Raw genomic sequence first — 22,361 nt, 5'->3', positions numbered from 1 at the left:
GAAGGTGCGGAGCGACACAGCGGGACATCAGGGCCACTTGTCCTCGGCTGACTCGACACCACCGAGATGTTCAAGAGGCCCTGCTGCTATGCACGGCCGAGCCTTGATCGCCCGAAAGAGTCCCGCTTGGACGACAGTTCGAGCAAGCCCCCTGCCTTCCGGTTTGGGAATCGCTTCTCAGTCCATCCCGGCTGGGGGCGGTGCAGAAGAGAAGGCCCGGAACATCAGCTTCTGCCATGCCAGGTCTGCGCAGTCCCTGGCGATCCGGGCCTCATTCGCTTCCAGCAGGGCGATCTCGGCGTCCAGCTCTTCGCTGGATAAGCCTTTCGCTCAGGCGAGATAGGACTTCGTATCTTCATCCAGGTCTTCATCCACGCCCCCGGTGTGTCGCACCGTAGGGCCCTCGACAGTCCCCCGATCGGCGGATCAGCGGGTAGCCCGAGGTGACCTGTCACGGCCGGTAGTTCGCCCCTGGCATGGTCTGCGATCCGTACCGGTCATCGGTCAGCGACGTGCCTGTTGGTCGGTGCTGACTTGACGGCGACCAGGGCTGCGATGCCGGAGAGGAGGGCCAGCGCTGCGAAGAGGGCTGGGTAGCCGCCCAGCGGTGAGGCGAGTGCCGCGCCAGCGAAGGGTGCAAGGGCGGAGGCGGCGGTCGTGGGGGCGGCGAGGAGTCCGGAGAGGCGGCCGTAGTGGGTGGTGCCCCAGCGGTCGGCGATGGCGGTGGCTTGCAGCAAGGTGAGGTTGCCGCGGGCCATCCCGGCCGCGACGGACACTACGACCAGCAGGGCATATGGCCCGGGGGCGATCGCGAGTGCGGCCGTGGTGGCACCGCCCAGTGCGATGAGTGCCACGGTGCGGGCGGTTACTGCGGTGCGGCGGGCGAGGGATGCGTAGAGGGTGCGGCCGAGGGTGTGCCGTTCGGAAACTCGTCGCCGCTGGTCAGGCTGCATATCTGTACTCGTTGATGACACCGCCGAATACTCGGGTGCGAAGGAGTCGGCGCGCGGTCAGGTCGGTCGCGGCCGCAGGGTGCGCCTGACCGAGGGGAGCAAGCTGTCCCCGGCCCTGATGCGGGCGATGGTGGTTGTAGTGCCGGGCGTAGCTATCCAGGACCTGCCGGGCGTGGGCCTCGTTCCAGATCAACAGGTAGTCGAGGGCTTCGCGCCGCAGGGTTCCGATGACCCGTTCGCAGTGCGCGTTCATCCGAGGAGCCCGCGGCGCGGTCCTCAGTGCCTCGATGTCGTCGGCTGCGAAGACCGCGTCGAAGGACTCGGTGAACTTCGCGTCCCGGTCGCGGATCAGGAAGCGGAGAGAGTCGAGCCGGACACCCAACTCGAGGGCGAGATTTCTCGCCTGCTGCACCGTCCACGGCCCGGTCGGATGCGCAGTAACCCCCGCGATGTGCAGTCGGCGCGTGCCGTGCTCGAGGAAGACCAATGCGTACACGCGGCGCAGGTCGATCAGGTCGATGTGCACGAAGTCGCAGGCGATGATGCCCTCGGCCTGTGCGGTCAGGAACTCGCGCCATGTCGGTCCGCTGCGACGCGGGGCCGGATCGATGCCGGCAGCCGTCAGGATCTCCCAGACCGTCGTGGTGCCGATCGGATGCCCCAGACGAACGAGTTCGCCCTGGATCCGACGGCAGCCCCAACGCGGATTCTCCCGTGCCAGCCGCAGCACCAACGCCTTTACCACGCTCGCGGTTGGCGGCCTGCCCGGCCTGCCCCGGCGCTTGTTGTAGTCCCACTTGCGTGCGATGAGTCTTCGGTGCCACGCCAGAAGGGTCGCGGGCGTGACCGGGAACACGCGCGCCCACCGACGTCGCGGGATCAGCCCGGACAGTGCCGCGAACCACAGGCGGTCCGTCGGCTCGTACCGCACCGGGCCCGTGAGCTGCCTGCGAAGCACCACGTTCTCATGCTGCAGCGCCAGCAACTCGGCATCCTTCGCCGCGCGCCGACGCACCAGTACCGCCGGGACCGACAGCAGCTTCCGGGCCACCTGGTACACCAGTGAGACGAACATCCGGCCAGGGTTCCAGGAGGCCATCGTGGCCCGCCAGACCTACTCCAAGCAGCAGCGATGAGTTTCTGAACGGCACACGCTGGAACGCGGCGGTCGCAGCCGGCAGGGAGCGAAGCCGATCCGCCACAGCCGCCCAACCGGCGGCCCACACGACGTGACCGGCCCCGTCCCGTCAAGATAATCCCAGGTCATCGCAACTGCCAGAACTCCTCGCGAGCGAGCTCGCGAGGCACGGGCGGCAAAGGCCGGAACGACGTCGCCAAGTATCAGCGGACCGCTTCGGGGACCGCGCAGCCAGCAAGACGCCCGGCCTGTCCCGCCACCGCGAGCGCGCACAACAGCCAGCAGCACGACTGCGACTACATGAGTAAGCGCCGCGCGGGAATACCGTCCGCACCACATGATCCACCCATAGCGAAGATCAATATCCCGTCCTTCCGGGCGGGCCGAGCCGTCATGCCCGCAGGGTCCTTGACAAGCACCCGAGAACAGCTGGCCGAGCGTCCTCACCGAGATCAAGAACCGGGGCGTGCGTGATGTGCTGATGCTGGTCTGCGACGGCCTGTCCGCCCTGCCCGACGCGGTGAACGTCGTCTGGCCCCGGACCACGGTGCAGACCTGCATTGTCCACTTGATTCAGAAACAGCCTGCGCTACGCGTCCCGCCGGGACTGGGCGGACGTCGCCCGCGACCTCAAGCTCGTCCACACGGCCGTCAACGAGGAACAGGCCCGTCAGCGGCTGGAAGAGTTCCGCGAGAGCTGGGGGAAGAGATATCCCTCGATCGCCCAGAGCTGGGAGCGGGCCTGGAACGAGCTCTCTCGTTGAGCAGGCGCGCTCGTGCACTTGCGTGTCCGCCTCGGTGGAGAACTGGCTGTGGGTTCATCGAAGGGCGATCACGGCGGCATCGTCGGCCAAGTGGCCGCCGACGTGGGCGAGGAGATCGGCGCGACGTGGACCGTGATCGATGAGAAGTACCGGACGGTCGCTCCGATCGAGGACTGGCTGGAGTCCCACCGCCAGCTGTGGTCGCCGAGCACCGTCCGCGGCTATGCCACCTCGCTGGCTCAGTGGTGGACGTTCCTCGAGCAACGCGACGAGACCGCGAAGTGGAGCGATCTCGGCGTCCCGGCGGCCGCCGGGTTCTTGTCCTGGCTGCGCAACGGCCGCACCGTCGAGCACGCCCTGGTCGAGTCCAAAGAAGCGCCCGCGGCAGAGACGTTGGAGGCGAGAGTTGACCCAGACCGCTCACTCCTCGGCCACGAGGTCCGGGGGCGCGACGCGGAATCCGCGCGTCAACGCCACCAGGTAGACGAGGCCGACACCCAGCCAGCAGAGGCCGATCACGAAGGCCTGTTCGGAGAGGCTCGTCCAGAGCCACACGCTCAAGGCGAGTCCGATCACCGGAGCCACCAGGTAGCGGAGGATCGGTCCGACGCCGCGGCGCTTCCCGTCGATGACGTAGTGCTTGACGGTGGCGATGTTGACGAGAGAGAAGGCCGTCAGCGCGCCAAAGTTGATCAGCGAGGAGGCGAGGGTGAGGTCCACGAAGAGCGACACCAGGCCGATGGCGCTCACCACGAGGGTGGCGTACACCGGGGTGCGCCACACCGGGTGCAGATAGCCAAAGACCCTGCGCGGCAGCACGCCGTCGCGGCCCATCGAGAACAGCACGCGGGACACCGTGGCCTGCTGGGCCAGCACGGCGCCGAAGCAGCCCGCGACGAACGCCGCGGTGAAGAACGACTCGAAGAGCTTGCCGCCGACCGCTCGGACGACGTCGAGGGAGGCGGCGTCGACGCTCGTGTAGTTCTGCCAGTGCGGGAAGGCCAGGCTGGATACCAGGGAGACAGCGATGAACAGCAGCCCGCCGAGGAGTGTCACCAGCAGGATGGCGCGCGGGATAGTGCGCCGCGCGTTCCGGGTCTCCTCGGCCAGAGACGCCACCGAGTCGAAGCCGAGGAAGGAGTAGCAGAGGATCGCGGCACCAGCGAGGGCGGTTGCGGTGCCCGGGCCCCGGCCGGCCAGCGCGTCCCACAGGGAGGGGATCTCCTGGCCTCGGGCCGTCCTCACGGCGAGCACTGCGAACAGCACCAGGAAGACGGTCTGGGCGAGCACGATCGCCGAGCTGACCTTGGACAGCATCGTGATCCCGACCATGTTCAGGGCAGTCACCAGCGCGATGGCCCCGGTGATCCAGACGCCCTGCGGGACGGCGGGGAAGGACTGGTGCAGGTATACGCCGATGACCAGGTAGGCCATCATCGGCAGCAGCACGTAGTCGAGCAGGATGGTCCAGCCGCCGAGGAAGCCGACGTGACCGCCGAGGGTCCGGCGTGTGTAGGTGTACGCGCCGCCGGTGGCCGAGTACACACCGGACATGGCCGCGTAGCTGGCCGCTGTGAAGAGCATCGCGACGAGCGTGATCCAGTACGACGTGACGACGTGGCCCTCGGTCATGGTGTTCACGACGCCGTAGGTCGTGAACGACGCGAGCGGCATCATGTAGGCCAGGCCGAACATGACGGCGGCGGGTAGTCCGAGGACCTTGCGCAGACCCTCGGCGGCCGGGGCCTGGGCCTGGTTGGAGGTGGGGGCGGGGGTGGTCGGTGGGGTCATGGTCATGGGTTCCTGGTCTGGAAAGCGGTGTGGGGGTCTGGCGGACGGGTGTGGGTCAGGCCTGGGCCGCGTACTGGGGTCGGGTCCGGGTCCGGGCGGGGACCGTGCGGTCGGTACGGTCGGTGGGGGCGCGCAGGAGGTCGGCGTAGTCGACGCGCAGGCGGGGAGTCGCGCAGGGGTTGCCCTCGCTCAGGTGGAGCGCACGCTGTTCGAGGTCCATGACCACCGACATGATGGTGGTCCACTGCGACGCCGGGGCGGAGCGTTCGTCGGGGTGGCAGCAGATGGAACTCGGTGCGTCGGTGTGGTCGCGCAGCGCCGCGTCCAGGGCGTCGAGCGTCACCGGCTCCGGGCCGGGGCCGGGGACCAGGTCGCGGATCCGGCCGAGCCGCACATAGCTGTCGGGCATCGCCCGCACGGCCAGGTCGTGGCCGCGAATGGCGGGGAGGGCGGACAGGAAGTGGTTGGTGTGGGTGAGCACGCCGTTCTCGGCCACGACCGGCAGTACCCCCTCGGGGCCGCCGGGCAGGCACTCGATGTCGAGAATGGCCCCGCCCGCCGCGCCGACCAGGTAGTTTCCGGAGGAGGCCCGTCGGTGCTCCGCGAGGATCCCGACCGCGTCGTGGACGTGCCGGCAGTCGGCGAGCGCGCGGATCAGCACATGGAAGGGGATGCCCGGCGAGCCGTCGTCACGGGAGCTGATCAGGGTGTTGAGCGCGATGCCGACCCCGTGGGCGTTGAGGGTGGTCTTCGCCAGGAGCCCGGCCTCGACGAGGGTGACGAAGTTCGGACCGCCCTCGCGCTCCACCTCCAGCACCACCACGGAGTCGATGCCGTGCACCAGCCAGTCCCAGTTCTGCGCGACCAGGGTGACGCCGTCCGCGGTGCGGTGCGGAGCCAGCGCGAAGGAGGTGCACTCCCCGGGACCTCTGCCGGCCGGGGCCTCGGCCGGCCCGTGGGCCGCGTTGGCCGGGGCGGGCCCGTCCGTCTGCGCCCACCAAAGGATCTCCGTGCGGCAGTTGATCGTGAAGATGTCCTCGAAGGGCAGACCGGCGCCCTCGGCGATGCCCGCCATCTCCTCGACCAGCTCGGGGTACGCCGTCGTGACCGCCGGAAGGTGGCGCCGGGCGAAGGCGACGGCCTCGGGCCAGGACAGGCCCTGCTCGGCGAAGGAGCGCTCGTACCCGTCCCGGGCGGAGTGGACCTGCGGCCGGGCCCGTGCCCCGTACTGCACGCCGCGCTCCCGCGCGGTGCCGCGGACACGGATCCGTGGAAAGGCAGGTGCGGGGGTGTCGTGCATGGGGATTCCTTCGGTCGCGGGTTCGCCGGCGTGGTCGCTCGGGCTGGGCGGCGGACGGTCAGGCGCGGGCGAGGCGGGCGGTCTCATGGGCGGTGCCGAACCAGGCGCCTTCCTCGGCGAGTTGAGTCAGGACCGTGTCGAGCATGGCCAGCCGCGAGGGGCGTCCGATGATCATCGGGTGCATCGTGAGCATGACGTGGCCGCCCAGTGCCGCGATGCCGGAGATCTCCGGACGCCATACGTCGAGGACCTCGTGTGGGGAGCGGATGGTCTTGTTCCAGGTGTCGTTGGCGAACCAGAAGTGCGGGGCGTCGTCGAGGATCCAGGAGACGGGCACCTCGACGAGGTCGTGGGCTGCGTGCCGGTAGGGAACGATGTGGTCGAGCAGGTTCGAGCTGTACTCGAAACCGTGCTCCACCAGGAGGTCCAGGGTGTTGGCGCTGAAGTCCCAGGACGGGGAGCGATAGCCCGTCACCGTCGCGCCCGTGGAGCGCAGGATCGCCAGCCCCTCGCGCACCTCCCGGCGCTCCTCGGCGGCGGACAGCTCCGTCGGCGAGGTGTGGGTGAGTCCGTGGTGTGCGATCTCGTGCCCGGCGGCCAGGATCGCCCGGATCGACTCGGGGTGGCGTTCGGCGTCCCGGCCGCAGCAGAAGAACGTCGCGGTGATCGAGTGCCGGTCGAGCAGTTCCAGGAGGAGCGGCACGGCCACCCTGGGGCCGTACGCGCCCTGGGACAGCACTCCGGGGCGGTCGGTGTTCTGGGGGTTCTCGCCGATCCATACCTCCTCGGCGTCGAAGTCGAAGCTGATCGTGGCTCCGAACCGGTGCCCCTCGGGCCAGGTGAACATAGGCGCTCTCCTTGATACGACTGATCGATGCGACTGACGACGCTGCTGACGCTGAGACGGCAGTTTCACGCCACCCGCCGGGAATGACATGCGTCATTTGACGTATGCTCCGGCGATGACTGCGAGCCCTGTGCCCGGCAGGCCGGGCCAAGGTCTGCGGGGGCACGATCCGTCGGGTGCCGCCCCGTCCGGTCCTGGCGAGTTCACCGCCGACCACCTCGGCCGGACCGTGGTCTTGCGCGGCGCGGTGCCGCCCGAGCGGCTGGTGCTGTACGCGCGAGGGTTCCTGCTGCTCAACCGGCCCGAGGTGCAGTTCGTCTACCGGGCCGATGGGCTCTGGCTGGATGTGCGGATGGAACGGCACCGGGCGCGGGGGGACCAGCAGGACCACGCCCTGGTGAGCACGGGTGAGGTGCGCTCGGCACGGGGCCTGACCCGGCGCGAGATCGACGTGCTCACGCTCGTCGCGGTCGGGTTGACCAACACCGAGGCTGCGGAGCGGCTCGGCACCCGGCCTCGCACCGTCTCGACCCAAGTGGAGCGACTGCTGCAGAAGCTGGGTCAGCGCAGCCGCGCGGGTCTGGCGGCACTGGCGGTGGACAGCAACCTGCTGGCGCTGCCGATGCCGGGCGGGGTCGAGGACGTGGCGCAGGTGGCCGTGGTCGGGGTCGAGAGGTTCGCCACGATGTTCCGCACGGACCCCGAACGCATGTGGGCCCCGGCGCCGGCGTCCGCCCGGAAGCCGATTCTGCTGGGGAGCCTGGTGTCGCTCTCCGGCAGCGCCGCCGAAGACGGTGAGGAGCATCTGCGCGGGACGGCGCTCGCGGTGGAGGAGATCAACGCGGCCGGCGGGATCGGCGGGCGCAGGGTCGAGCATGTCGTGGAAGACTGCGACATCGACGATCCCGACGCCGTACGGACGGCGATGAACCAGCTGGTCGCGGCCGAGGTGGACGCGGTCACCAGCAACTACCTGAGCGCGGAGAACCCGTTCCTGCTGGAGATGGCCGCCGACTATGGCAGGCCGTTCCTGCACCTCGACACCTTCGAGCGGCACGCGGAGCTGGTGCGGTCGGAGCCGCTGCGCTACTGGATGGTGTTCCAGACGTGCCCGTCGGAGAAGTACTACGCGTCGGCGTTCGTGCGGTTCGTGCGCGGGCTGGAGCACCACCGCCCGTACTCCCCGCGCAGCCGGACGGTCGCCGTGGTCGAGATGGACAGCCCGAGCGCGCGCATCGCGGACAGCGGCCTGGGTGAGTCACTGGCGTCGGTCGGCTGGTCGGTGGCGCTGCGGTCGACGGTCCCGGTCCGCCGGGTCGACTGGGGGCGGGTGGTCGAGCAGATCACGGGCGCGTCTCCCGATCTGGTGCTGGTGGCGCACTTCGTTCCGGACGAGATCGCGGTGCTGCACCGGCTGCTGCACGAGTCCGGTTTCCCGGGCCTTGTGCACTACGTCTACGCCGCGTCGCTTCCCCGCTTCAGGAACCTGCTGGGGTCGATGGCCGACGGCGCGGTGTGGAGTTCGACGACCTCGCGGACGGACTCGGTGACGGCGACACGGTTCCAGCGCAACTACCTGCTGCGGTACGGCGTCGAGCCGGGGCCCACACAGGCGAGTGCGGCCTTCGACCAGGTGCAGTTGCTCGCCTGGGCCTGGGCCCGCAACGGCGGGACGGTGCCCGCGGGAACGTGCCGGGCACTGCGCGAGGACGTCCACCGCGGGCTCAACGGCATCTACAGCTTCGCCGACGGCGGGCAGTCCCCGCTGAGCTTCCCGGACGGCACCTCGGACCCGACGCTGGGGCAGCCCCTGATCACGTCACAGATCCAGAACGGGCGCTCGGTGGTGCTGAGCCCGCCGGACTTCGGCTCGATAAGCCGGCTGCACCTGCCGTCCGGCTGAGCTGTCCCCGGGGGCGGCCCTGCAACCCGGGGTAGATACGCAGTTCTACGTATGACAGTGCAATGCCCGGCTCCTTACGTTTCCTGCATTGCCCCGGCCCTTGTGTCCGCCCCTGAGAGCCTGTCGGGTGGCTGACCATGCGTGATGCGTGACGGTCGTGATCTGCCTTCGCGGCATGGCGACGGCCCCGGAATGATCACGTGGTGTGTGCCAGTGCGACAACTCCGAGGCCGTCAGCGGCCCATGCTGTCCGTCCAGCCTGACCGATGAGATGCGGGAGATCATCAAGCCACTCCTTCCCGCGCGTGACCTGCGAAAAGGCGGCGGGATGCGCAAGTACGGAGACCGGTTGGTGCTCGACTCGGTGTTCTACGTGCTGCGCTCGGGCTGCCAGTGGCGGATGCTCCCGCGCGACCTGATGCCCTGGGACGCGGCCCACCGCTGGTTCACCAAGTGGCGCCGGGACGGCACCTGGGACCGCGTCCACGACGAGCTCCGCCGCCGGGTCCGGATCGGGGTCGGACGCGATCCCGAGCCGTCGGCCGCCGTGATCGACGCCCAGTCGATCAAGACCAGCGAGGGCGGCGAGGCGCGTGGATTCGATGCGGGCAAGCGAACGACAGGGCGGAAGAGACACGTGATCGTGGACACGATGGGCCTGCTGCTGGTCGTCGCCGTCACTTCCGCGTCCGTGCAGGACCGGGCCGGAGGCCGCGCCGTCCTGGCCCGGCTCGCCGTCGGCTTCCGCACGATCAGTCTGGTGTGGGCCGACGGCGGATACGCCAACTCCGTTGATTCCACGCTGCTTTCGTGGGTCCGCGACGCGTTGAACATCGTCGTCGAGATCGTTAAGCGGACCGACGACGTCAAGGGCTTCAAGGTCCTGCCCCGACGCTGGGTGGTGGAGCGAAGTTTCGGCTGGCTGGTGCGAAACCGTCGGCTGGCCCGCGACTACGAACGGCTGACCGTGACCTCCGAGGCCATGATCAAGGTGGCAATGATCCGTCTGATGCTCGTCCGGCTCGCCGGGCAGCCATCGCGGTGGAGCCATGAATCCCACCGCAAGACCGCACGAGCCGACACCGTCGAGGACCACATCGCAGCGTAATCAACCGGCCACCCGACAGGCTCTGAGCCGAACCCCTGCCACAGCCCGAAATCCCAGACCCGCGGCCACGAGTCACCCACGGCCCGGTGAACGACTGGAGGGCCACTCATCGGCGAATGCCCTGAGCTGCTCCCGTTGCCGTTCTTCCCCCGCGATATGGTCGTCGAGTACGGCCTCGTCGAGGTACGGAGCGATGGCGGCGAGGACCAGGCGCTGAAGCTCGGTCGGGTCGAGCGCTTCGACCTCCCACTGCACCGGCCGGCCGGGGTCGAGTCCGTATCGGCGCGCGAACCCTGCCCAACGCGGGTCACCAACCTTCCCTGCAGCTGCGGGCAGTTCGTGCTCGCGTACCTGGTCGTGCGTGAGCAGGACACGCTCCACGTGGCTCCAGCAGGTTGTACGGGCCACCCAGTCCCGTTCGATGTCCGCGCCCGAGGCGTCGAAATCGCCGACGCCTCTCCGGCGCGCCGCGAGCGTGCGGTTCGACAACACGCAGCTCAGAAGCGGTCGACACGACCATAGTGGTTGCACTCGGCGAACGTGCAAGTCAGCGAGTTGATCGGGCCCGATCAAGGAGCCCGGGAGCTGCGCACTCGTCTCCGAATCAGTTCTGCCACTCGTGCAGCAGCCCGCCGACCATTAGGAGAACGGAGTACGCGTCAACTTTGGTTGTCTCGGCAGTCTCGGGGTGCGCCTAATTGAGCGGAAAGAAAAGGGGCCGGTCCAGTCGCTCAAGCGACCGGACCGGCCCCACGCACGGCTCAGCCCGTGACTCAGCTTGCCGCCGTCAGTTCCCGTACCGCGCGGACCAGGGCCGCGTTGTCGGGGGCCTCGGTACCGTCGGGGAGGGTGGTGCCGTCCTCGAAGCCGATCCGGGACTGGTGGCCGTCCTCGGCGGCGGCGCGGATCAGCGGCCAGACCGTGGCGCCTTCGCCGTGGTAGAGGATCGGGCAGGTGACGCCCGCGGCGAGGATGCGTTCGGCCATCGCGCGGGCCTCGGTGACCGCCTCCTCGGGGTTCTCCGACACCGGTTCGATGAGGATGCGGACGTTCTGGTGCAGTGTGGGGGACGCCAGCAGGGCGGGGACGTCGTCCAGGGTCCAGACGGCGCTCTCCAGCACCATGCCGCGCTCCACGACCAGTTCGGCGGTCTCGGTGGCGCCCTCCTCGCAGAAGGCGACCGACGCGAAGTCCGGCAGGATGTCCCAGGACTTGACCAGTTCGTAGCGTTCCTCGGGGCCGGAGCAGGTCCACAGGCCCGTGGTGGTGCCGACCACCGCGTCGGGGGCGGTGGCGCGGATCGCGCGCAGGACCTCGGCGAGGGCGTCGGGGCGGATGGACTGACCGCCGTCCGGGGTGCGCACATGGAAGTGGACCACGTCCGCTCCGGCGGCGAGCACCGCCCGGGTGTCGGCGGCGATCTCCTCGGCGGTGACCGGGACGGTGGGGTGCTCGGTCCGGGAGCGCCCGCCGTTGACGGCAGCTTTCAGAAACACGGGGTCCTCTCAGGGGGTGTGGGACAGATGGGGGGACACGGATGACAGGGGTGTTGCGCAGACAGGGGGTCTGGTGGTCAGTTGAAGGCGCCCAGCAGCCGGAGCGTCTCGGTAGCGCCGGTGAGGGAGCCCAGGGGCTTGCCCTCGTGGAGTTCGGCCACCAGCGCGGGTTCCTCGGCGTCGTCCTCGATCGCCTCGTCCAGCACCGCGGCCAGCCGTCCGGCCGGGGCGATGATCAGGCCGTTGGCGTCGCCGAGCACCAGATCGCCGGGGTGTACGGGGACACCGCCGCAGGTGATGGGGGCGCACAGGGAACCGTCGGCCAGGCCGTGCAGCTTGGTGGTCAGCGGGGTGCGGCCGAACGCGTACACGGGCAGCCCGAGGTCCCTGAGTGCGTCGATGTCGGTGCACAGGCCGTCGACCACGGCACCCGCCGCGCCGCGCGAGACGAGCGCGTTGACCACGACCTCGCCCAGCGGGGCGTGGCGGCGGTCGCCGCCGGTGTCGAGCACGACCACATCACCGGGGCCGACGATTCCCGCCGCGTGGTGCAGAACGGTGGAGTCGGTCGCGGTGGTGCGTACGGTCACCGCCCGGCCGACCAGTTTTCCGCTGCCCGCCACCCGCTGGAGCGCCGGGTCGCAGAACCCTTCCTCCAGATAGTGGCCGAGCGTGGGGAAGTCGACCTTACGCAGGCCCTCCACGAGTGCCGCGTCCAGTGGGGCGGGGAGTGCACGAATGTCCAGGGGCATGGGTCACCTCGGTCCGATGATGATGCGGCGGTTGCGGAGCACGGGCAGGACCGTGCGGGCCCGGTCGGTGCGGTCCTTGTTGGCGTCGGTGACGAGCAGCGAGCGCTCCTCCTCGCCGAGCGCGGCACGCACCACGCCCAGCGGGTCGACGGCCATGGACATCCCGATGCAGTCGGGGGTCGTCAGCGAGGACGCCACCACCCAGCAGGTGTTCTCGATCGCCCGGGTGCGCAGCAGGGTCTGCCAGTGGTCCTCCTTGAGCGGGCCCTTCACCCAGGCCGCCGACACCGCCAGCAGATCGGCGCCCATCTCCACCAGTGAGCGGGTGAACTCGGGGAAGCGGATGTCGTAGCAGTTGACCAGGCCGACATTGAAGTCGCCGATACGGACGACCACGGGTCCAGTGTTGCCGCGCTGGATGCGGCGCGACTCCTTGTATTCGAAGGCGTCGTACAGATGCATCTTGCGGTAGAGGCCGAGGACCTCCCCGCTCGCGTCCACGGCGGCCATGGTGTTGTACGGCAGTGCCGTGCCGCTGTCCTCGTAGCCGGCGGCGACGATGGCGATGTCATGGGTGCGGGCGATCCGGGTGAGCCCTTCCAGGAAGGGCTCCCAGTGGGCGATGGCGAGTTCCCTGAGCTGGGCGTCGGTCTCGTCGCTGAAGTCGGAGGGGAGCATCGCCTCCTCCGGGAAGACGACCAGTTCGGCGCCCGCGGCGCCGGCCTCGGCGGTCATCTCCTCGATGACGGCGAGATTGGCCGCCGCGTCTGCGGTGGGGGCGAATTGTGCTGCGGCGACCTTCACGGTCGTATCTCCTTGATGGGGGGTACGGGGTGGGCTGCGGGCCGGTGGGCGGCCGTGGGCGTACGGGGCGCGACGGGGGTCATTCCGGCAGCAGCCGGGAGCGTTCCGGGTCCCAGCCGGCCCGCACCGGCGCGCCGGCGGCGAGCCCGCTGCGGTCGGCGCCGCGTGACTCGGCGATCAGTTCCGTGCCGTCGGTGAGGGTGAGGTGGTAGCGGGTGGCGTTGCCCATGTAGACGATCTGCTGGAGGGTGCCGTCGAGGACGGTCCCGCAGCCCGGCAGTCCGGTGTCGGCGGCGGCCAGCCGGACGTTCTCCGGGCGGACCGCGAGATGCGCCGCGCTGCCGTGGGTGAGGCCGTGGCCATCCGGGGCGGCGAACCGGCCGAGGCCGGGTACGTCGAGGAACGTGCCGTCGAGGGTGCCGGTGAGGAAGTTGGACGTACCGATGAAGTCGGCCACGAACCGGGTCGCGGGCCGCTCGTAGATCGCCTCGGGAGTGTCGACCTGGAGGACCCGGCCACCGTCCATGACCGCGATGCGGTCGGACATGGTGAGCGCCTCCTCCTGGTCGTGGGTGACCGTCACGAAGGTCACCCCGACCTCGCGCTGGATCTTCTTCAGTTCCAGCTGCATCTCGGCGCGCAGCTTCTGGTCGAGCGCGCCGAGCGGTTCGTCGAGCAGGAGCAGCGAGGGGCCGCCGATCAGCGCGCGGGCGATGGCGACACGCTGCCGCTGCCCGCCGGAGAGCTGGGCGATCGACCGGTCGCCGTAGCCCTGGAGGCGGACCAGGGCCAGGGCCTCCCGTACCGCCTCGGCGATCTCCGCCTTGGGGCGGGACTTGCGCACCTTCAGTTCGAAGGCCACGTTGTCCGCCACCGACAGATGCGGGAAGAGTGCGTAGCTCTGGAAGAGCATGTTGAGGTCCCGTTTGTGCGCCGGGACGCTGTTCGCGGGGACGCCGCCCAGCTCCACGGTGCCCTCGGTGGGCGTCTCGAAGCCGGTGATCATCCGCATCAGGGTGGTCTTGCCGCAGCCGGACGGGCCGAGGATGGAGAAGAACTCGTTGCGCCGGATGTCCAGGGTGACGTCCTGTACGGCGGGGGTGGTGCCGAAGGTCTTGCCGACGCCGGTGAGCCGTACGGCGGGTGCCGTGTCGCGGTCCGGGGCCGCCGCCTTGGAGAGGGTCTTGGTGGTGGTCATGATCAGGATGCCTTCACCTTGGTCCAGCCCTGCTGGAAGTGGGTCATCGCGGTTCCCGGGTCGAGCAGGAAGTCGGCGTTGGCTATGGCCTCGTCGGAGGCGTAGACGGCCGGGTTCTCCAGGGCCTTCTTGTCCTTGATGAAGTCGCGGGCCTTGGCGTTGGCGCTGGCGCTGCCGGCGTCGGTGGCCATGGCGGCGATCTCAGGCTTCAGGAGGTAGTTGATGAACTGGTAGGCGGAGTCGGTGTTCTTGGCGCCCTTGGGGATGGACAGGCCGTCCGTCCAGATGGAGCCGCCCTCCTCGGGCAGCACGTAGTGCACATGCGGGTTGGCGGCGACCACCTTGGCCATCGCGGTGCCGCTCCACGCCTGCGCGGCGCACGCCTGGCCGGTCGACAACAGCTGCGGGTAGTTGGTGGAGTTGTAGCCCGCGAGCATCTTCTTCTGGTCGATGAGCGCGTCGGTGGCGGCCTTGATCTCGCCCTCGTCGGTGCTGGTGGCACGGGCGCCGGTCACCTGGAGCCCGGCGATGTACGCGGCGAGCATGTTGTCCAGCATGTAGACCTTGCCCTTGTACTTCGCGTCGAAGAGCGTCTTCCAGCTGCTCGCCGACGGGATGCACTTGTCGTTGTAGGCGAAGCCGGTGGTGCCCCAGATCCAGGGGATCGAGTACTTGTTGCCGGGGTCGTACGACGGGTCGCGGAACTTGTCGGCGAGGTTGTCCAGGCCCTTGACACGGGAGTGGTCCAGCGGCTCGATCAGCTGCTGCCCGATGAGCTGCTGCACGCTGTACTGGCTCGGCTCGACCAGGTCGTAGCCCGCCGAGCCCGAGCTGAGCTTGGCGGTCATGGTCTCGTTGCTGTCGAAGGTGTCGACGGTGACCTTGATGCCGGTCTCCTTCTCGAACTTCTCCACCACCGCGTCGGGGATCTCACCGGCCCAGGCGTAGATGTTCAGTTCCTTGCCGCCGCCCGAGGACGCCGAGCCGGAGTCGGAGCCGCCGCAGCCGGTGGCGACAAGGGCGGTGACGGTGGTGACGGCGACGGCGAGAGCACTCTTGGAGACACTTCTTGCACGCATGAGGGTGGTGCCTTTCCTGAAAGGGAGAAGAAGGAGAGCAGAGTCGGGAGAAACCGTGCGGCGGGTGTGCTCGGCGCGTCAGCTGCGGTCCGCGCCGAGCAGGACCCGGCGCATCTGCCGCAGTCCCACGCCAACGATGATCAGCAGGGTGAAGAGCACGAGCAGCGTGCCCAGCGCGTTGATCTCGGGGGTCAGACCGCCCTTGAGCATGGAGTAGACGCGCAGCGGGAGGGTGGTGCTGCCGACGCCGTTGGTGAAGGTCGACATCACGATGTTGCCGAAGGAGATGGTGAAGGAGAGCAGCCAGGCGGCCAGCAGCGGCTGCCTGAGCAGCGGGAGGGTGATCCGGCGGAACGACTGCCAGGGGTTGCAGCCGAGGTCGGTGGCGGCCTCGCCAAGCGCGGGGTCGAGTGCCGCGTGGGCGCCGAGCACGATCAGGGACGCGTAGGGCAGGGTCACCACCACATGGCCCAGGACGAGGGTCGTCAGGCCCAGGTCGGCGTGCATCGCGCCGAACACCGAGAGCAGGGCCACACCGAGCACGATCTCCGGGATGATCAGCGGCAGGAACAGCCCGGCCGAGAACACCGCCTTGCCTCTGGACCGCAGCCGGGCCATGCCCATGGCAGCGAGCAGTCCGCACAGGGTGGCGAGGCTGGCGGAGATCAGCGCGGTCTCGGCGCTGATCCGCAGCGCGGCAAGCAGTTCGGTGTTGTTGGCGAGCTGTCCGTACCAGCGGGTGCTGAAGCCCTCCCACTTGTAGGTGACCTCGGAGTCGTTGAAGGACAGCACCACCACCACGACGATGGGGATGTAGAGGAAGGCGATGACGCCACGGGCCAGCCAGGACGTCACATTGTCGAGGGCGTGCTTCATGCCGACTTCCTCCTCAGCCGCCGGGCGGCCAGTCCGAACACCGCCATCGACGCCACCATCAGCAGCAGCAGTACGACCGAGGCGGCGGCGCCCATGGGCTGGTTACGGAACTCGGTGTAGAGGGTCACGATGAGATTGCCGACCAGTTGGTCGCGTCCGCCGCCGAGCAGTACAGGGATGACGAACACACCGAGGGTCGGGATGAAGGTGAGCAGCGCCGCCGCGAGCATGCCGGGGCGGGCGATCGGCAGCAGCACCCGGGTGTGCACCCGCCACCAGCCGCAGCCCAGGTCGCGGGCGGCCTCGCCGAGCGAGCCGTCCACGCCGCGCAGCGAGGCGTAGATGGGGAAGATCGCGGTGGGCAGGAAGGCGTACACCAGGCCGACGAAGGACGCGCCCTGGCTGGGGATCCACTGGGTGTTGCCACTGGTGAGCCCGATGGCGTCGGTCAGGCTGTTCACCGGGCCGCCGGGGCTGAGCAGATTGATCCAGGCGAAGGTTCGGACCAGGAAGTCGGTCCAGAACGGCACGATGATCAGCAGGAGCAGCAGCATCTGGCGCTGAGGGGACCGGCCGGCCAGGTAGTACGAGACGACATAGCCGAGCACCAGGCAGACCGCGGTGTTCAGGGCGGCCATGCCCAGGCTGTAGCTGAAGACCTTGAGATAGACGGGGTCCATCAGGTCCTGGTAGTTCGCCAGGGTCCACCCGCCCTGGATGCCGCCGTAGGCGTCCGCCGCGGCGAAGCTGTTGCGCACCACCAGCAGCATCGGCACCAGCACCAGGCCGAGGACGGTGATCCCGGCCGGGGCGAGCAGCAGCGTCGTCACCGCGGCCCGGCGGGCGCGCGGCGGCCCGGCCGTGCCGCCTCCGGACGCCTGCCCGGACCTGGGCCGGCCCGCGCCCTTCCGCCCGGCGGCGGTGCCGGCGGTGGTCGCCGTGACCGTCACCGGAAGGTCCGCCGGGGCGTCGGGGCGAGGGGAGGGATGGTGTGTCGCATGTGCGGAAACTCCTTGTGCGGAGCGGGGCCGGTCGCCGGTCCCAGCGCTGAGGTGTCGGATGGGAAAATCGTGGAGGAACGGGCGACGACCGGAAAGACACGCCCGCAACGAAACCCGTGGAAAACGCGGCCGATTTCCACGTGTATCGCAGCGCCGCACAGATGTGATCGACGACATTGACAGCGATGACGGGAGAGGATAAAGGTGCATGGAGCACGTATCGGCCCGGGTGGCCGCCCCGCGTGTGCCGCGCTTTTCCCCCGCCTTCCACCCCCACGGCCGCCTGGAGGTTCCCGGTGCTCGACGACCTCGACCGGCAGATCATCGACCAGCTCAGGGTGGACGGCCGGGCCTCCTTCTCCGAGATCGGCCGGGCCGTGGGCCTCTCCGAGGCGTCGGTGCGCGCTCGCTACCAGCGGCTCCAGCGCAAGGGCGTGGTCCAGGTCGTCGGTATGACGGAGGCGGTGCGGATGGGCGAGATGGAGGTCCATCTCGCGGTCCGGGTCCATCACATCCCGGTGGCTCTGGTGGCGCGGGAGATGTCCCGGATGCCGGAGGTGATGTACGTCGCCTCCTGTGTGGGCCCGTACGACCTGATCGTGGATGTCCGCTGCCGCGACCTCGGACACCTCGCGGAACTGCTCACCGAACGCGTCCGCAGGGTCAACGGGGTCGCGCACGCGGAGGCGCTGACCGTGCTGGAGGTCATCAAGGACTCATATCTCTGGGCGGGGTTCCGGGAGGTCCCGGCGCGTCCGGAGAAGCGAATCCTGCCGGGGTGAGGGGAGACGCCGATGGGGCCTGCCGGTCGCCGGTCGCGCCCTTCCTGGCCGCCGGGGGGTGGCTACTCCTCAGCCACGCCCTGTCCCACGGCGGTCGCCAGCCCCTGCCAGGTGTAGTCCTTGAACAGCTCCAGCAGCAGCAGCACCTGCACCCGGGACACGCCCGGCAGCATCCTGATGTCGTCCAGGAGCTGGACGAGCTGCGCCTGGTCACGGCAGGTGCCCTCCAGGAAGATGTCCTGACTCCCGGCGCACAGGGCCACGTGGTTGATCATCGGCATCCCGGAGAGGGTCTTCGCCACCGCCTTCGGGGTGAGGTCCCGGACCTGGATCATCAGCCGTACGGCCTGATGCCCCAGCCGGAGCGGATCGCACAGCGCGACGATCCGCAGCACCCCGCTCTCCTGGAGCCGGGCCACCCGCTGCCGTACGGTCCCTTCGGAGACACCCAGCTCACGGGCGAGCGTGGTGTAGGGCGTCCGCCCGTCGCGGGTGAGTGCGCGCATGATCGCGCGGTCGGTGTCGTCCAGCACGAGCCCACCATGTCACCCAAAAGGCGACGGCTGATTGTGACACCTGTCACAGATCAGACGGTTTGGCGACCTCCGTGGGGCAAAATGATCATCAGGAAATTCTTCCCGTCGCGGTGACCATCCCCGGAAGCACTCGCTTGCCGAGGGAAGTGGCATCTCCTCAAGTCCCCTTCGCCGACGACAAACAGTCGGTGAAGGGGTGTCGGAGCGGCGGGCAAGCCTCGAAGCGGGCGCTGACCTGCACGGCAACCGGTCATCCCGTCAGCGATCACTGCAGAGCAAAGTGTAGGGGCGACTGTAGGGCGAACTGTAGGAAAAACCACAAGGCGCGACCAGGACCTGACGACTCACCAGCCACCCACCGGTCACCCACCAGCCCCCACCCGGAACGCAAACGGTCATGGCGAGTACCGGACCATCAGCTCGATAGTGAGGACAAAGACCGGCAGAGCTCCGGCGCCGCACCGGACACCACTCACCACGCCCCTAATGACCGACCAGACGCCAGCAGAAGAGACGGCCGCAGGCCAACCAGGTGACGAACACGCCGCCCGCTCGCGAGCCACCGCCCAGGCACCCCACCCGGCACCGAGAGTGAGTCCGCAGCGCCCAGGCCGACCCTGTATGGCGCCAGCGTCCTGAAGCTCTCGGAACGGCGCCGTGTCACCGCCCTCCCGGGAGCCACGGCAGCCACGACCGGCAGGCGGGCGACCTTCGCCAGCCGCACCGCCGACCGGCCGTGGTGAGACCCCGAGAGAGCCCACTACAGCTGCAGAGCACGGGCCTCCGCGGCAAGGGGATGACGGGTGTCGTGACGGCGGGCATGATGGTTGCCATGTTCAAGACACGAAAGGCTCATGCCTCGTAGGCGCCCTTCGCGGGTCCGTCGTGACCTGCCACGGCCCTTGCAGCAGTGGGAACGCAGAGCCACAGTGCCTGGCTTGTCGTCCCACGTACTGGCCGAGATCGCTCGCGTCGAGCGACGGCGCTTGTGGATTGGCGCTCGTAGCGCTCCAGAATGGCTTCACTGTCTCTGGCCTGATGGTTTGTCGGATGGTCAGCTTGCGCGGTGGTACTCGTTGATCAGGCCGGCAACGGCTTGCCGACGTTCGGTCCGGGCCGTCGGGAGGGGGATGACATCGGGGTCGTCGTGAGGTGCGAGCTGGTTCCGGCCCTGGTGGGGCCGGTGCCGGTTGAAGTGCTGGGCGTAGTCGTGGAGGATCTTCTCGGCGTGGCCGCGGTCGAAGATCAGGAGCCGGTCGGTGCACTCCTCCCGCACCGAGCGTAGGAACCGCTCCGCGTGGGGATTGCAGTTCGGGCTGCGGGGAGGAATCTTGACCACGGTGATGCCCTCGCCGGCGAAGACGGCGTCGAAGGCGTCGGTAAACTTCGCGTCCCGGTCCCGGATCAGGTGGGTGAGGTCGGCGGCGCGGTCGCCGAGCTGCCAGAGCAGCTGCCGGGCCTGCTGGGTGGCCCAGGCGGCGGTGGGGTGGGCGGTGACGCCGAGGACGTGCACGGTGCGGGTGCGCACCTCCATCACGAACAGGGCGTACAGCCGCTGCAGTTTGATGGTGTCCACATGAAAGAAGTCGGTGGCCAGCAGGCCGCCGGCCTGGGCCTTGAGGAAGCAGGTCCACTCACGGCGTGCCGCGCGTCGGCGCGGTGCTGGGCCGAGCCCGGCGGCGCGCAGGACGCGGCGGACGGTCGCCGCGCTGACCTGGTGTCCGAGCCGGCGCAGTTCGCTGTGCACCCGCCGGAACCCCCACCGGGAGTTCTCGGCACCGAGCCGGATGATCAGGTCGCGCAGCTCGTCGGACAGTGGCGGGCGGCCCGGGGAGGGTGGCTGGGTCCACTTCTGCTTCACGAGGAGCTGGTGCCAGGCCAGCAGGGTGCGCGGGGAGACGGGGTCCCGCCGGTAATGCTGCTGGATTGAACGCTAAGGAATGATCACGAACGTCCCAAGGGTTTGCGCCCGCCGTGCCGAGTGTCGGCAAACGACCGTCTGCCGACACTCACGCGCGTGATCGAGAACTCGCAGGTGGGCACTGTCGACAACTCGCGTCGGAAATCAACGTCGGTGAACGGTCGGCAGGGTAGTTTCCGACAATGCTCCTTGGCTACTGCCGCACTTCAACGGCCGACCAGAACCCCGACCACCAGATCGACGCGCTTCTCCGCAACGGCGTCGACCGCGACAACATCCACATCGACGTCGCCAGCGGCGCAAAAGCCTCCCGCCCCAAGCTCGATCTCGTCATGCAGCTGATGCGCGAGGGCGACACGTTGAAGGTCACCCGGCTCGACCGGCTCTCCCGCTCAGTGCTGCACCTGGTGACCCTCGGCGCCGAGCTGCGCGAGCGCGGGATCGGGCTGCATGTCATCGAACAGGGCATCGACACCGCCACCATGGAGGGCCGGGCAATGTTCGGGATGCTCAGCGTGCTCGCGGAGCTCCAGAGAGAGCTGATCGTGGCGAACACGAACGACGGGCTCGCCTCCGCGCGGGCCCGCGGCCGGGTCGGCGGGCGCCGACCGAAGCTTACAGCCGACCAGGCCGAGCTCGCCCAGCAGCTCTACGACGCCCGGGAGAAAACCGTCCAGCAGATCGCCGACATGTTCAACGTGCCCCGTTCCACGGTGTACGGGCACCTCGACAAGACCAAGACCGTGCCCCGCCAGCCGAAGAAGACCGCCGCCGCGAAGTCCTGACCACCTACTTTGCGGCTGGTGTCTGAGCTAGGACTTCGGGGCACAATCGCAGGCATCGCCGCCGCCCTCGCAGCCGCCGGTGGCGCCCTGGTGTGGTGGACGCGCCGCCGCAGGACTGCCCGGGGGTAGTCCGTGAGGTTCTCCGCGGTCCGGAGGAGGACAGCGAAGATGAGGACACCGTCGCGGCGGGAGCTGTGAACGGACCCGCCGGACAAGGGCCGGCCCGTAACTGCGGCTACGGGCCGGCCCGAGGTGGGCCGTAGCCGACGTATTGGGCTTCCGTCGATCCGGAGCGGTTCAAAGTCCGAGGCCGGCGCGTACCGCGTCGATCTCCTCGTTCAGTGCCTCGAAGCTCTCGAAGCCCCGTTCCTGGCTGACGCGGCTCATGTCGACGCCGTACTCGGCCTGCCGCTGCCGCAGCAGCGGTTGTTCCGGCATGGAGACGGGGAAAGCGAGCGGGTCGAGGGCAGGGGTGTGGTCGAGGAGCGCGTGGACGGCGCGGCGGCCGCGTTCGCCTACGGCGAGGCAGCCGTCGAGGTCGTTGAGGTAGACCACGCCGGCTTCGAGCCCCTTGGTCCACTCGGTGAACAGGGCCGCGAGGCTCGGGGCCGCGCGTACGGCGTCCCAGGCGTCCGGGGCGGTCTCGTACCGCCAGATCTCGCCTTCGTGCTTTCCTGCCAGGACGAAGGTGTAGACGAGGAACTCGAAGTGGAAGAGCGGCAGTTGATGCCGCCAGGGGAACGGCACGCCGATCGACAGCGACAGGTTGTCGAGCGCCTCGTTCGCCTTGTCCGCGTCGGTCGGCCAGGGGAGCAGCCATCCTCCGTTCGGCAGCAGCCGGCGCTCCTGCCATCCCTGGCCGTGGAGCCAGGTGAGCTGGTCGGCGACGTGGTCCACGTCGAACACGCGGTGGACCAGCTCCGGCGGGGCCTGTGGCTCCGGTGGAACGGCGGGGTCGTCCCAGGGCAGGCCCGCGGCGGTCGCCGCCGCCCGGTAGTCCGCCGCCGCGGCACGCAGTACGGAGATGTCGTCCAGCATGGCAAGCGCTCCCTGCGTAGGAGATACCCCGAGCAGCGTAGACGGGCCGGGCCCGAGAAGAGATGTCGTCGGTTGAACTGGGCCCCGTGCGGGCACTCCTGCACCGGCATCCGCACCGCCCTCTCCCCCGCACGGGGTCGGTCTCCCCCGCACGGGGTCGGGGGGGGGGGGGCCCCGGGCGGGGGGGGGGGGGCGCCAAAAACACACAAACACAAAAAAAAAAAGCCCCACAAAAAAAAACCCCCCCAAAAAAACCCCCCCCCCCCCCCAGCCCCGGCCCACCCACAAA

The 22,361-nt window shown here is 69.2% G+C and carries 20 protein-coding genes and 1 pseudogene; 5 read left to right on the top strand and 16 right to left on the bottom strand.

The annotated features are described in order from the left end of the window. Positions 1-497: 497 nt before the first annotated feature. Positions 498-914, bottom strand: a pseudogene (locus tag ACFU6I_RS33760) (MFS transporter); the annotation flags it as partial. A 28-nt stretch (positions 915-942) separates the two neighbouring features. Beyond that, positions 943-2,028, bottom strand: coding sequence for an integrase core domain-containing protein (locus ACFU6I_RS33755; RefSeq protein ID WP_384373630.1), 1,086 nt, complete (start codon positions 2,026-2,028; stop codon positions 943-945). Positions 2,029-2,675: 647 nt separating this feature from the next. On the opposite strand from ACFU6I_RS33755, the gene ACFU6I_RS33750 reads away from it, so the two are divergent. Further along, a complete protein-coding gene (locus ACFU6I_RS33750; protein ID WP_384373639.1) occupies positions 2,676-2,855 on the top strand; it encodes a transposase in 180 nt (59 codons plus the stop codon). 420 nt (positions 2,856-3,275) lie between these two features. Here the strand turns inward: ACFU6I_RS33750 and ACFU6I_RS33745 are convergent, their stop codons facing one another. From ACFU6I_RS33745 to ACFU6I_RS33735, 3 genes are read right to left on the bottom strand one after another with little or no spacing between them, the layout of a single operon-like run. Continuing rightward, positions 3,276-4,646: an APC family permease gene (locus tag ACFU6I_RS33745; RefSeq protein ID WP_384373627.1), complete on the bottom strand. Its 1,371-nt coding sequence runs from the start codon at positions 4,644-4,646 to the stop codon at positions 3,276-3,278. A gap of 55 nt (positions 4,647-4,701) precedes the next feature. Next, a complete protein-coding gene (locus ACFU6I_RS33740) occupies positions 4,702-5,946 on the bottom strand; it encodes a C45 family autoproteolytic acyltransferase/hydolase (protein WP_384373624.1) in 1,245 nt (414 codons plus the stop codon). 58 nt (positions 5,947-6,004) lie between these two features. Next, on the bottom strand, positions 6,005-6,793 hold the full coding sequence (locus ACFU6I_RS33735; RefSeq protein WP_384373621.1) for a polysaccharide deacetylase: 789 nt from the start codon (positions 6,791-6,793) through the stop codon (positions 6,005-6,007). Between the two features lie 115 nt (positions 6,794-6,908). Between ACFU6I_RS33735 and ACFU6I_RS33730 the strand changes: the two genes are divergently transcribed. Both ACFU6I_RS33730 and ACFU6I_RS33725 read left to right on the top strand, forming a co-directional pair. After that, complete coding sequence (locus tag ACFU6I_RS33730; RefSeq protein ID WP_384373618.1) at positions 6,909-8,696, top strand: ABC transporter substrate-binding protein; 1,788 nt, start codon at positions 6,909-6,911, stop codon at positions 8,694-8,696. A 205-nt stretch (positions 8,697-8,901) separates the two neighbouring features. Continuing rightward, complete coding sequence (locus ACFU6I_RS33725) at positions 8,902-9,804, top strand: IS5 family transposase (protein ID WP_384373615.1); 903 nt, start codon at positions 8,902-8,904, stop codon at positions 9,802-9,804. Between the two features lie 72 nt (positions 9,805-9,876). Here the strand turns inward: ACFU6I_RS33725 and ACFU6I_RS33720 are convergent, their stop codons facing one another. From ACFU6I_RS33720 to ACFU6I_RS33685, 8 genes are all read right to left on the bottom strand, one after another. After that, positions 9,877-10,296, bottom strand: coding sequence for a hypothetical protein (locus ACFU6I_RS33720; RefSeq protein ID WP_384373612.1), 420 nt, complete (start codon positions 10,294-10,296; stop codon positions 9,877-9,879). A 281-nt stretch (positions 10,297-10,577) separates the two neighbouring features. Further along, the gene (locus tag ACFU6I_RS33715; RefSeq protein ID WP_384373609.1) at positions 10,578-11,300 is read right to left on the bottom strand and encodes a 3-keto-5-aminohexanoate cleavage protein; all 723 of its coding nucleotides are present in this window, start codon (positions 11,298-11,300) and stop codon (positions 10,578-10,580) included. A gap of 77 nt (positions 11,301-11,377) precedes the next feature. Continuing rightward, a complete protein-coding gene (locus ACFU6I_RS33710) occupies positions 11,378-12,052 on the bottom strand; it encodes an RraA family protein (protein ID WP_384373606.1) in 675 nt (224 codons plus the stop codon). 3 nt (positions 12,053-12,055) lie between these two features. Further along, a complete protein-coding gene (locus ACFU6I_RS33705; RefSeq protein ID WP_384373603.1) occupies positions 12,056-12,856 on the bottom strand; it encodes a carbon-nitrogen hydrolase family protein in 801 nt (266 codons plus the stop codon). A 79-nt stretch (positions 12,857-12,935) separates the two neighbouring features. After that, complete coding sequence (locus tag ACFU6I_RS33700; protein WP_384373600.1) at positions 12,936-14,054, bottom strand: ABC transporter ATP-binding protein; 1,119 nt, start codon at positions 14,052-14,054, stop codon at positions 12,936-12,938. A 2-nt stretch (positions 14,055-14,056) separates the two neighbouring features. Continuing rightward, positions 14,057-15,133, bottom strand: coding sequence for a PotD/PotF family extracellular solute-binding protein (locus ACFU6I_RS33695; RefSeq protein ID WP_384373597.1), 1,077 nt, complete (start codon positions 15,131-15,133; stop codon positions 14,057-14,059). A 78-nt stretch (positions 15,134-15,211) separates the two neighbouring features. Continuing rightward, entirely contained in the window at positions 15,212-16,009 is a 798-nt protein-coding gene (locus tag ACFU6I_RS33690; RefSeq protein WP_384373594.1) for an ABC transporter permease, read from the bottom strand. Continuing rightward, positions 16,006-16,959 carry an ABC transporter permease gene (locus ACFU6I_RS33685; RefSeq protein WP_384373591.1) on the bottom strand — a complete coding sequence of 318 codons (954 nt, stop codon included), beginning with the start codon at positions 16,957-16,959 and terminating at the stop codon, positions 16,006-16,008. Before ACFU6I_RS33685 ends, ACFU6I_RS33690 begins: the two co-directional genes overlap by 4 nt. 347 nt (positions 16,960-17,306) lie before the next feature. Between ACFU6I_RS33685 and ACFU6I_RS33680 the strand changes: the two genes are divergently transcribed. Then, a complete protein-coding gene (locus ACFU6I_RS33680; protein ID WP_384373588.1) occupies positions 17,307-17,792 on the top strand; it encodes an Lrp/AsnC family transcriptional regulator in 486 nt (161 codons plus the stop codon). Between the two features lie 62 nt (positions 17,793-17,854). On the opposite strand, the gene ACFU6I_RS33675 is transcribed toward ACFU6I_RS33680, so the two are convergent. Together ACFU6I_RS33675 and ACFU6I_RS33670 are read right to left on the bottom strand one after the other, a co-directional pair. After that, the gene (locus tag ACFU6I_RS33675; RefSeq protein ID WP_384373585.1) at positions 17,855-18,325 is read right to left on the bottom strand and encodes an Lrp/AsnC family transcriptional regulator; all 471 of its coding nucleotides are present in this window, start codon (positions 18,323-18,325) and stop codon (positions 17,855-17,857) included. A 1,057-nt stretch (positions 18,326-19,382) separates the two neighbouring features. Beyond that, positions 19,383-20,189 (bottom strand): integrase core domain-containing protein, encoded by an 807-nt coding sequence (locus tag ACFU6I_RS33670; protein WP_384373582.1) that lies wholly within the window; start codon positions 20,187-20,189, stop codon positions 19,383-19,385. A 242-nt stretch (positions 20,190-20,431) separates the two neighbouring features. Here ACFU6I_RS33670 and ACFU6I_RS33665 point away from each other — a divergent pair, with 242 nt between their 5' ends. Continuing rightward, positions 20,432-21,034 (top strand): recombinase family protein, encoded by a 603-nt coding sequence (locus ACFU6I_RS33665; protein ID WP_384373579.1) that lies wholly within the window; start codon positions 20,432-20,434, stop codon positions 21,032-21,034. A 297-nt stretch (positions 21,035-21,331) separates the two neighbouring features. Here ACFU6I_RS33665 and ACFU6I_RS33660 read toward each other — a convergent pair whose 3' ends face one another. Continuing rightward, positions 21,332-22,072: a hypothetical protein gene (locus ACFU6I_RS33660; protein ID WP_189702429.1), complete on the bottom strand. Its 741-nt coding sequence runs from the start codon at positions 22,070-22,072 to the stop codon at positions 21,332-21,334. Positions 22,073-22,361 lie beyond the last annotated feature (289 nt).

This window comes from Streptomyces sp. NPDC057486, from assembly GCF_042802415.1.
Taxonomy (GTDB): Bacteria; Actinomycetota; Actinomycetes; order Streptomycetales; family Streptomycetaceae; genus Streptomyces; species Streptomyces yanii.
The sequence above is the reverse complement of the archived record's forward strand: the minus strand, read 5'-3'. Positions and strand labels throughout refer to the sequence as shown.

Excerpts from the sequence above, each read along its gene's own strand:
- ACFU6I_RS33695 (WP_384373597.1), bottom strand. The coding sequence starts at position 15,133 with ATGCGTGCAAGAAGTGTCTCCAAGAGTGCTCTCGCCGTCGCCGTCACC.
- ACFU6I_RS33755 (WP_384373630.1), bottom strand. The coding sequence starts at position 2,028 with ATGTTCGTCTCACTGGTGTACCAGGTGGCCCGGAAGCTGCTGTCGGTC.
- ACFU6I_RS33690 (WP_384373594.1), bottom strand. The coding sequence starts at position 16,009 with ATGAAGCACGCCCTCGACAATGTGACGTCCTGGCTGGCCCGTGGCGTC.
- ACFU6I_RS33730 (WP_384373618.1), top strand. The coding sequence starts at position 6,909 with ATGACTGCGAGCCCTGTGCCCGGCAGGCCGGGCCAAGGTCTGCGGGGG.
- ACFU6I_RS33710 (WP_384373606.1), bottom strand. The coding sequence starts at position 12,052 with ATGCCCCTGGACATTCGTGCACTCCCCGCCCCACTGGACGCGGCACTC.
- ACFU6I_RS33740 (WP_384373624.1), bottom strand. The coding sequence starts at position 5,946 with ATGCACGACACCCCCGCACCTGCCTTTCCACGGATCCGTGTCCGCGGC.
- ACFU6I_RS33665 (WP_384373579.1), top strand. The coding sequence starts at position 20,432 with ATGCTCCTTGGCTACTGCCGCACTTCAACGGCCGACCAGAACCCCGAC.
- ACFU6I_RS33700 (WP_384373600.1), bottom strand. The coding sequence starts at position 14,054 with ATGACCACCACCAAGACCCTCTCCAAGGCGGCGGCCCCGGACCGCGAC.
- ACFU6I_RS33735 (WP_384373621.1), bottom strand. The coding sequence starts at position 6,793 with ATGTTCACCTGGCCCGAGGGGCACCGGTTCGGAGCCACGATCAGCTTC.
- ACFU6I_RS33660 (WP_189702429.1), bottom strand. The coding sequence starts at position 22,072 with ATGCTGGACGACATCTCCGTACTGCGTGCCGCGGCGGCGGACTACCGG.
- ACFU6I_RS33745 (WP_384373627.1), bottom strand. The coding sequence starts at position 4,646 with ATGACCCCACCGACCACCCCCGCCCCCACCTCCAACCAGGCCCAGGCC.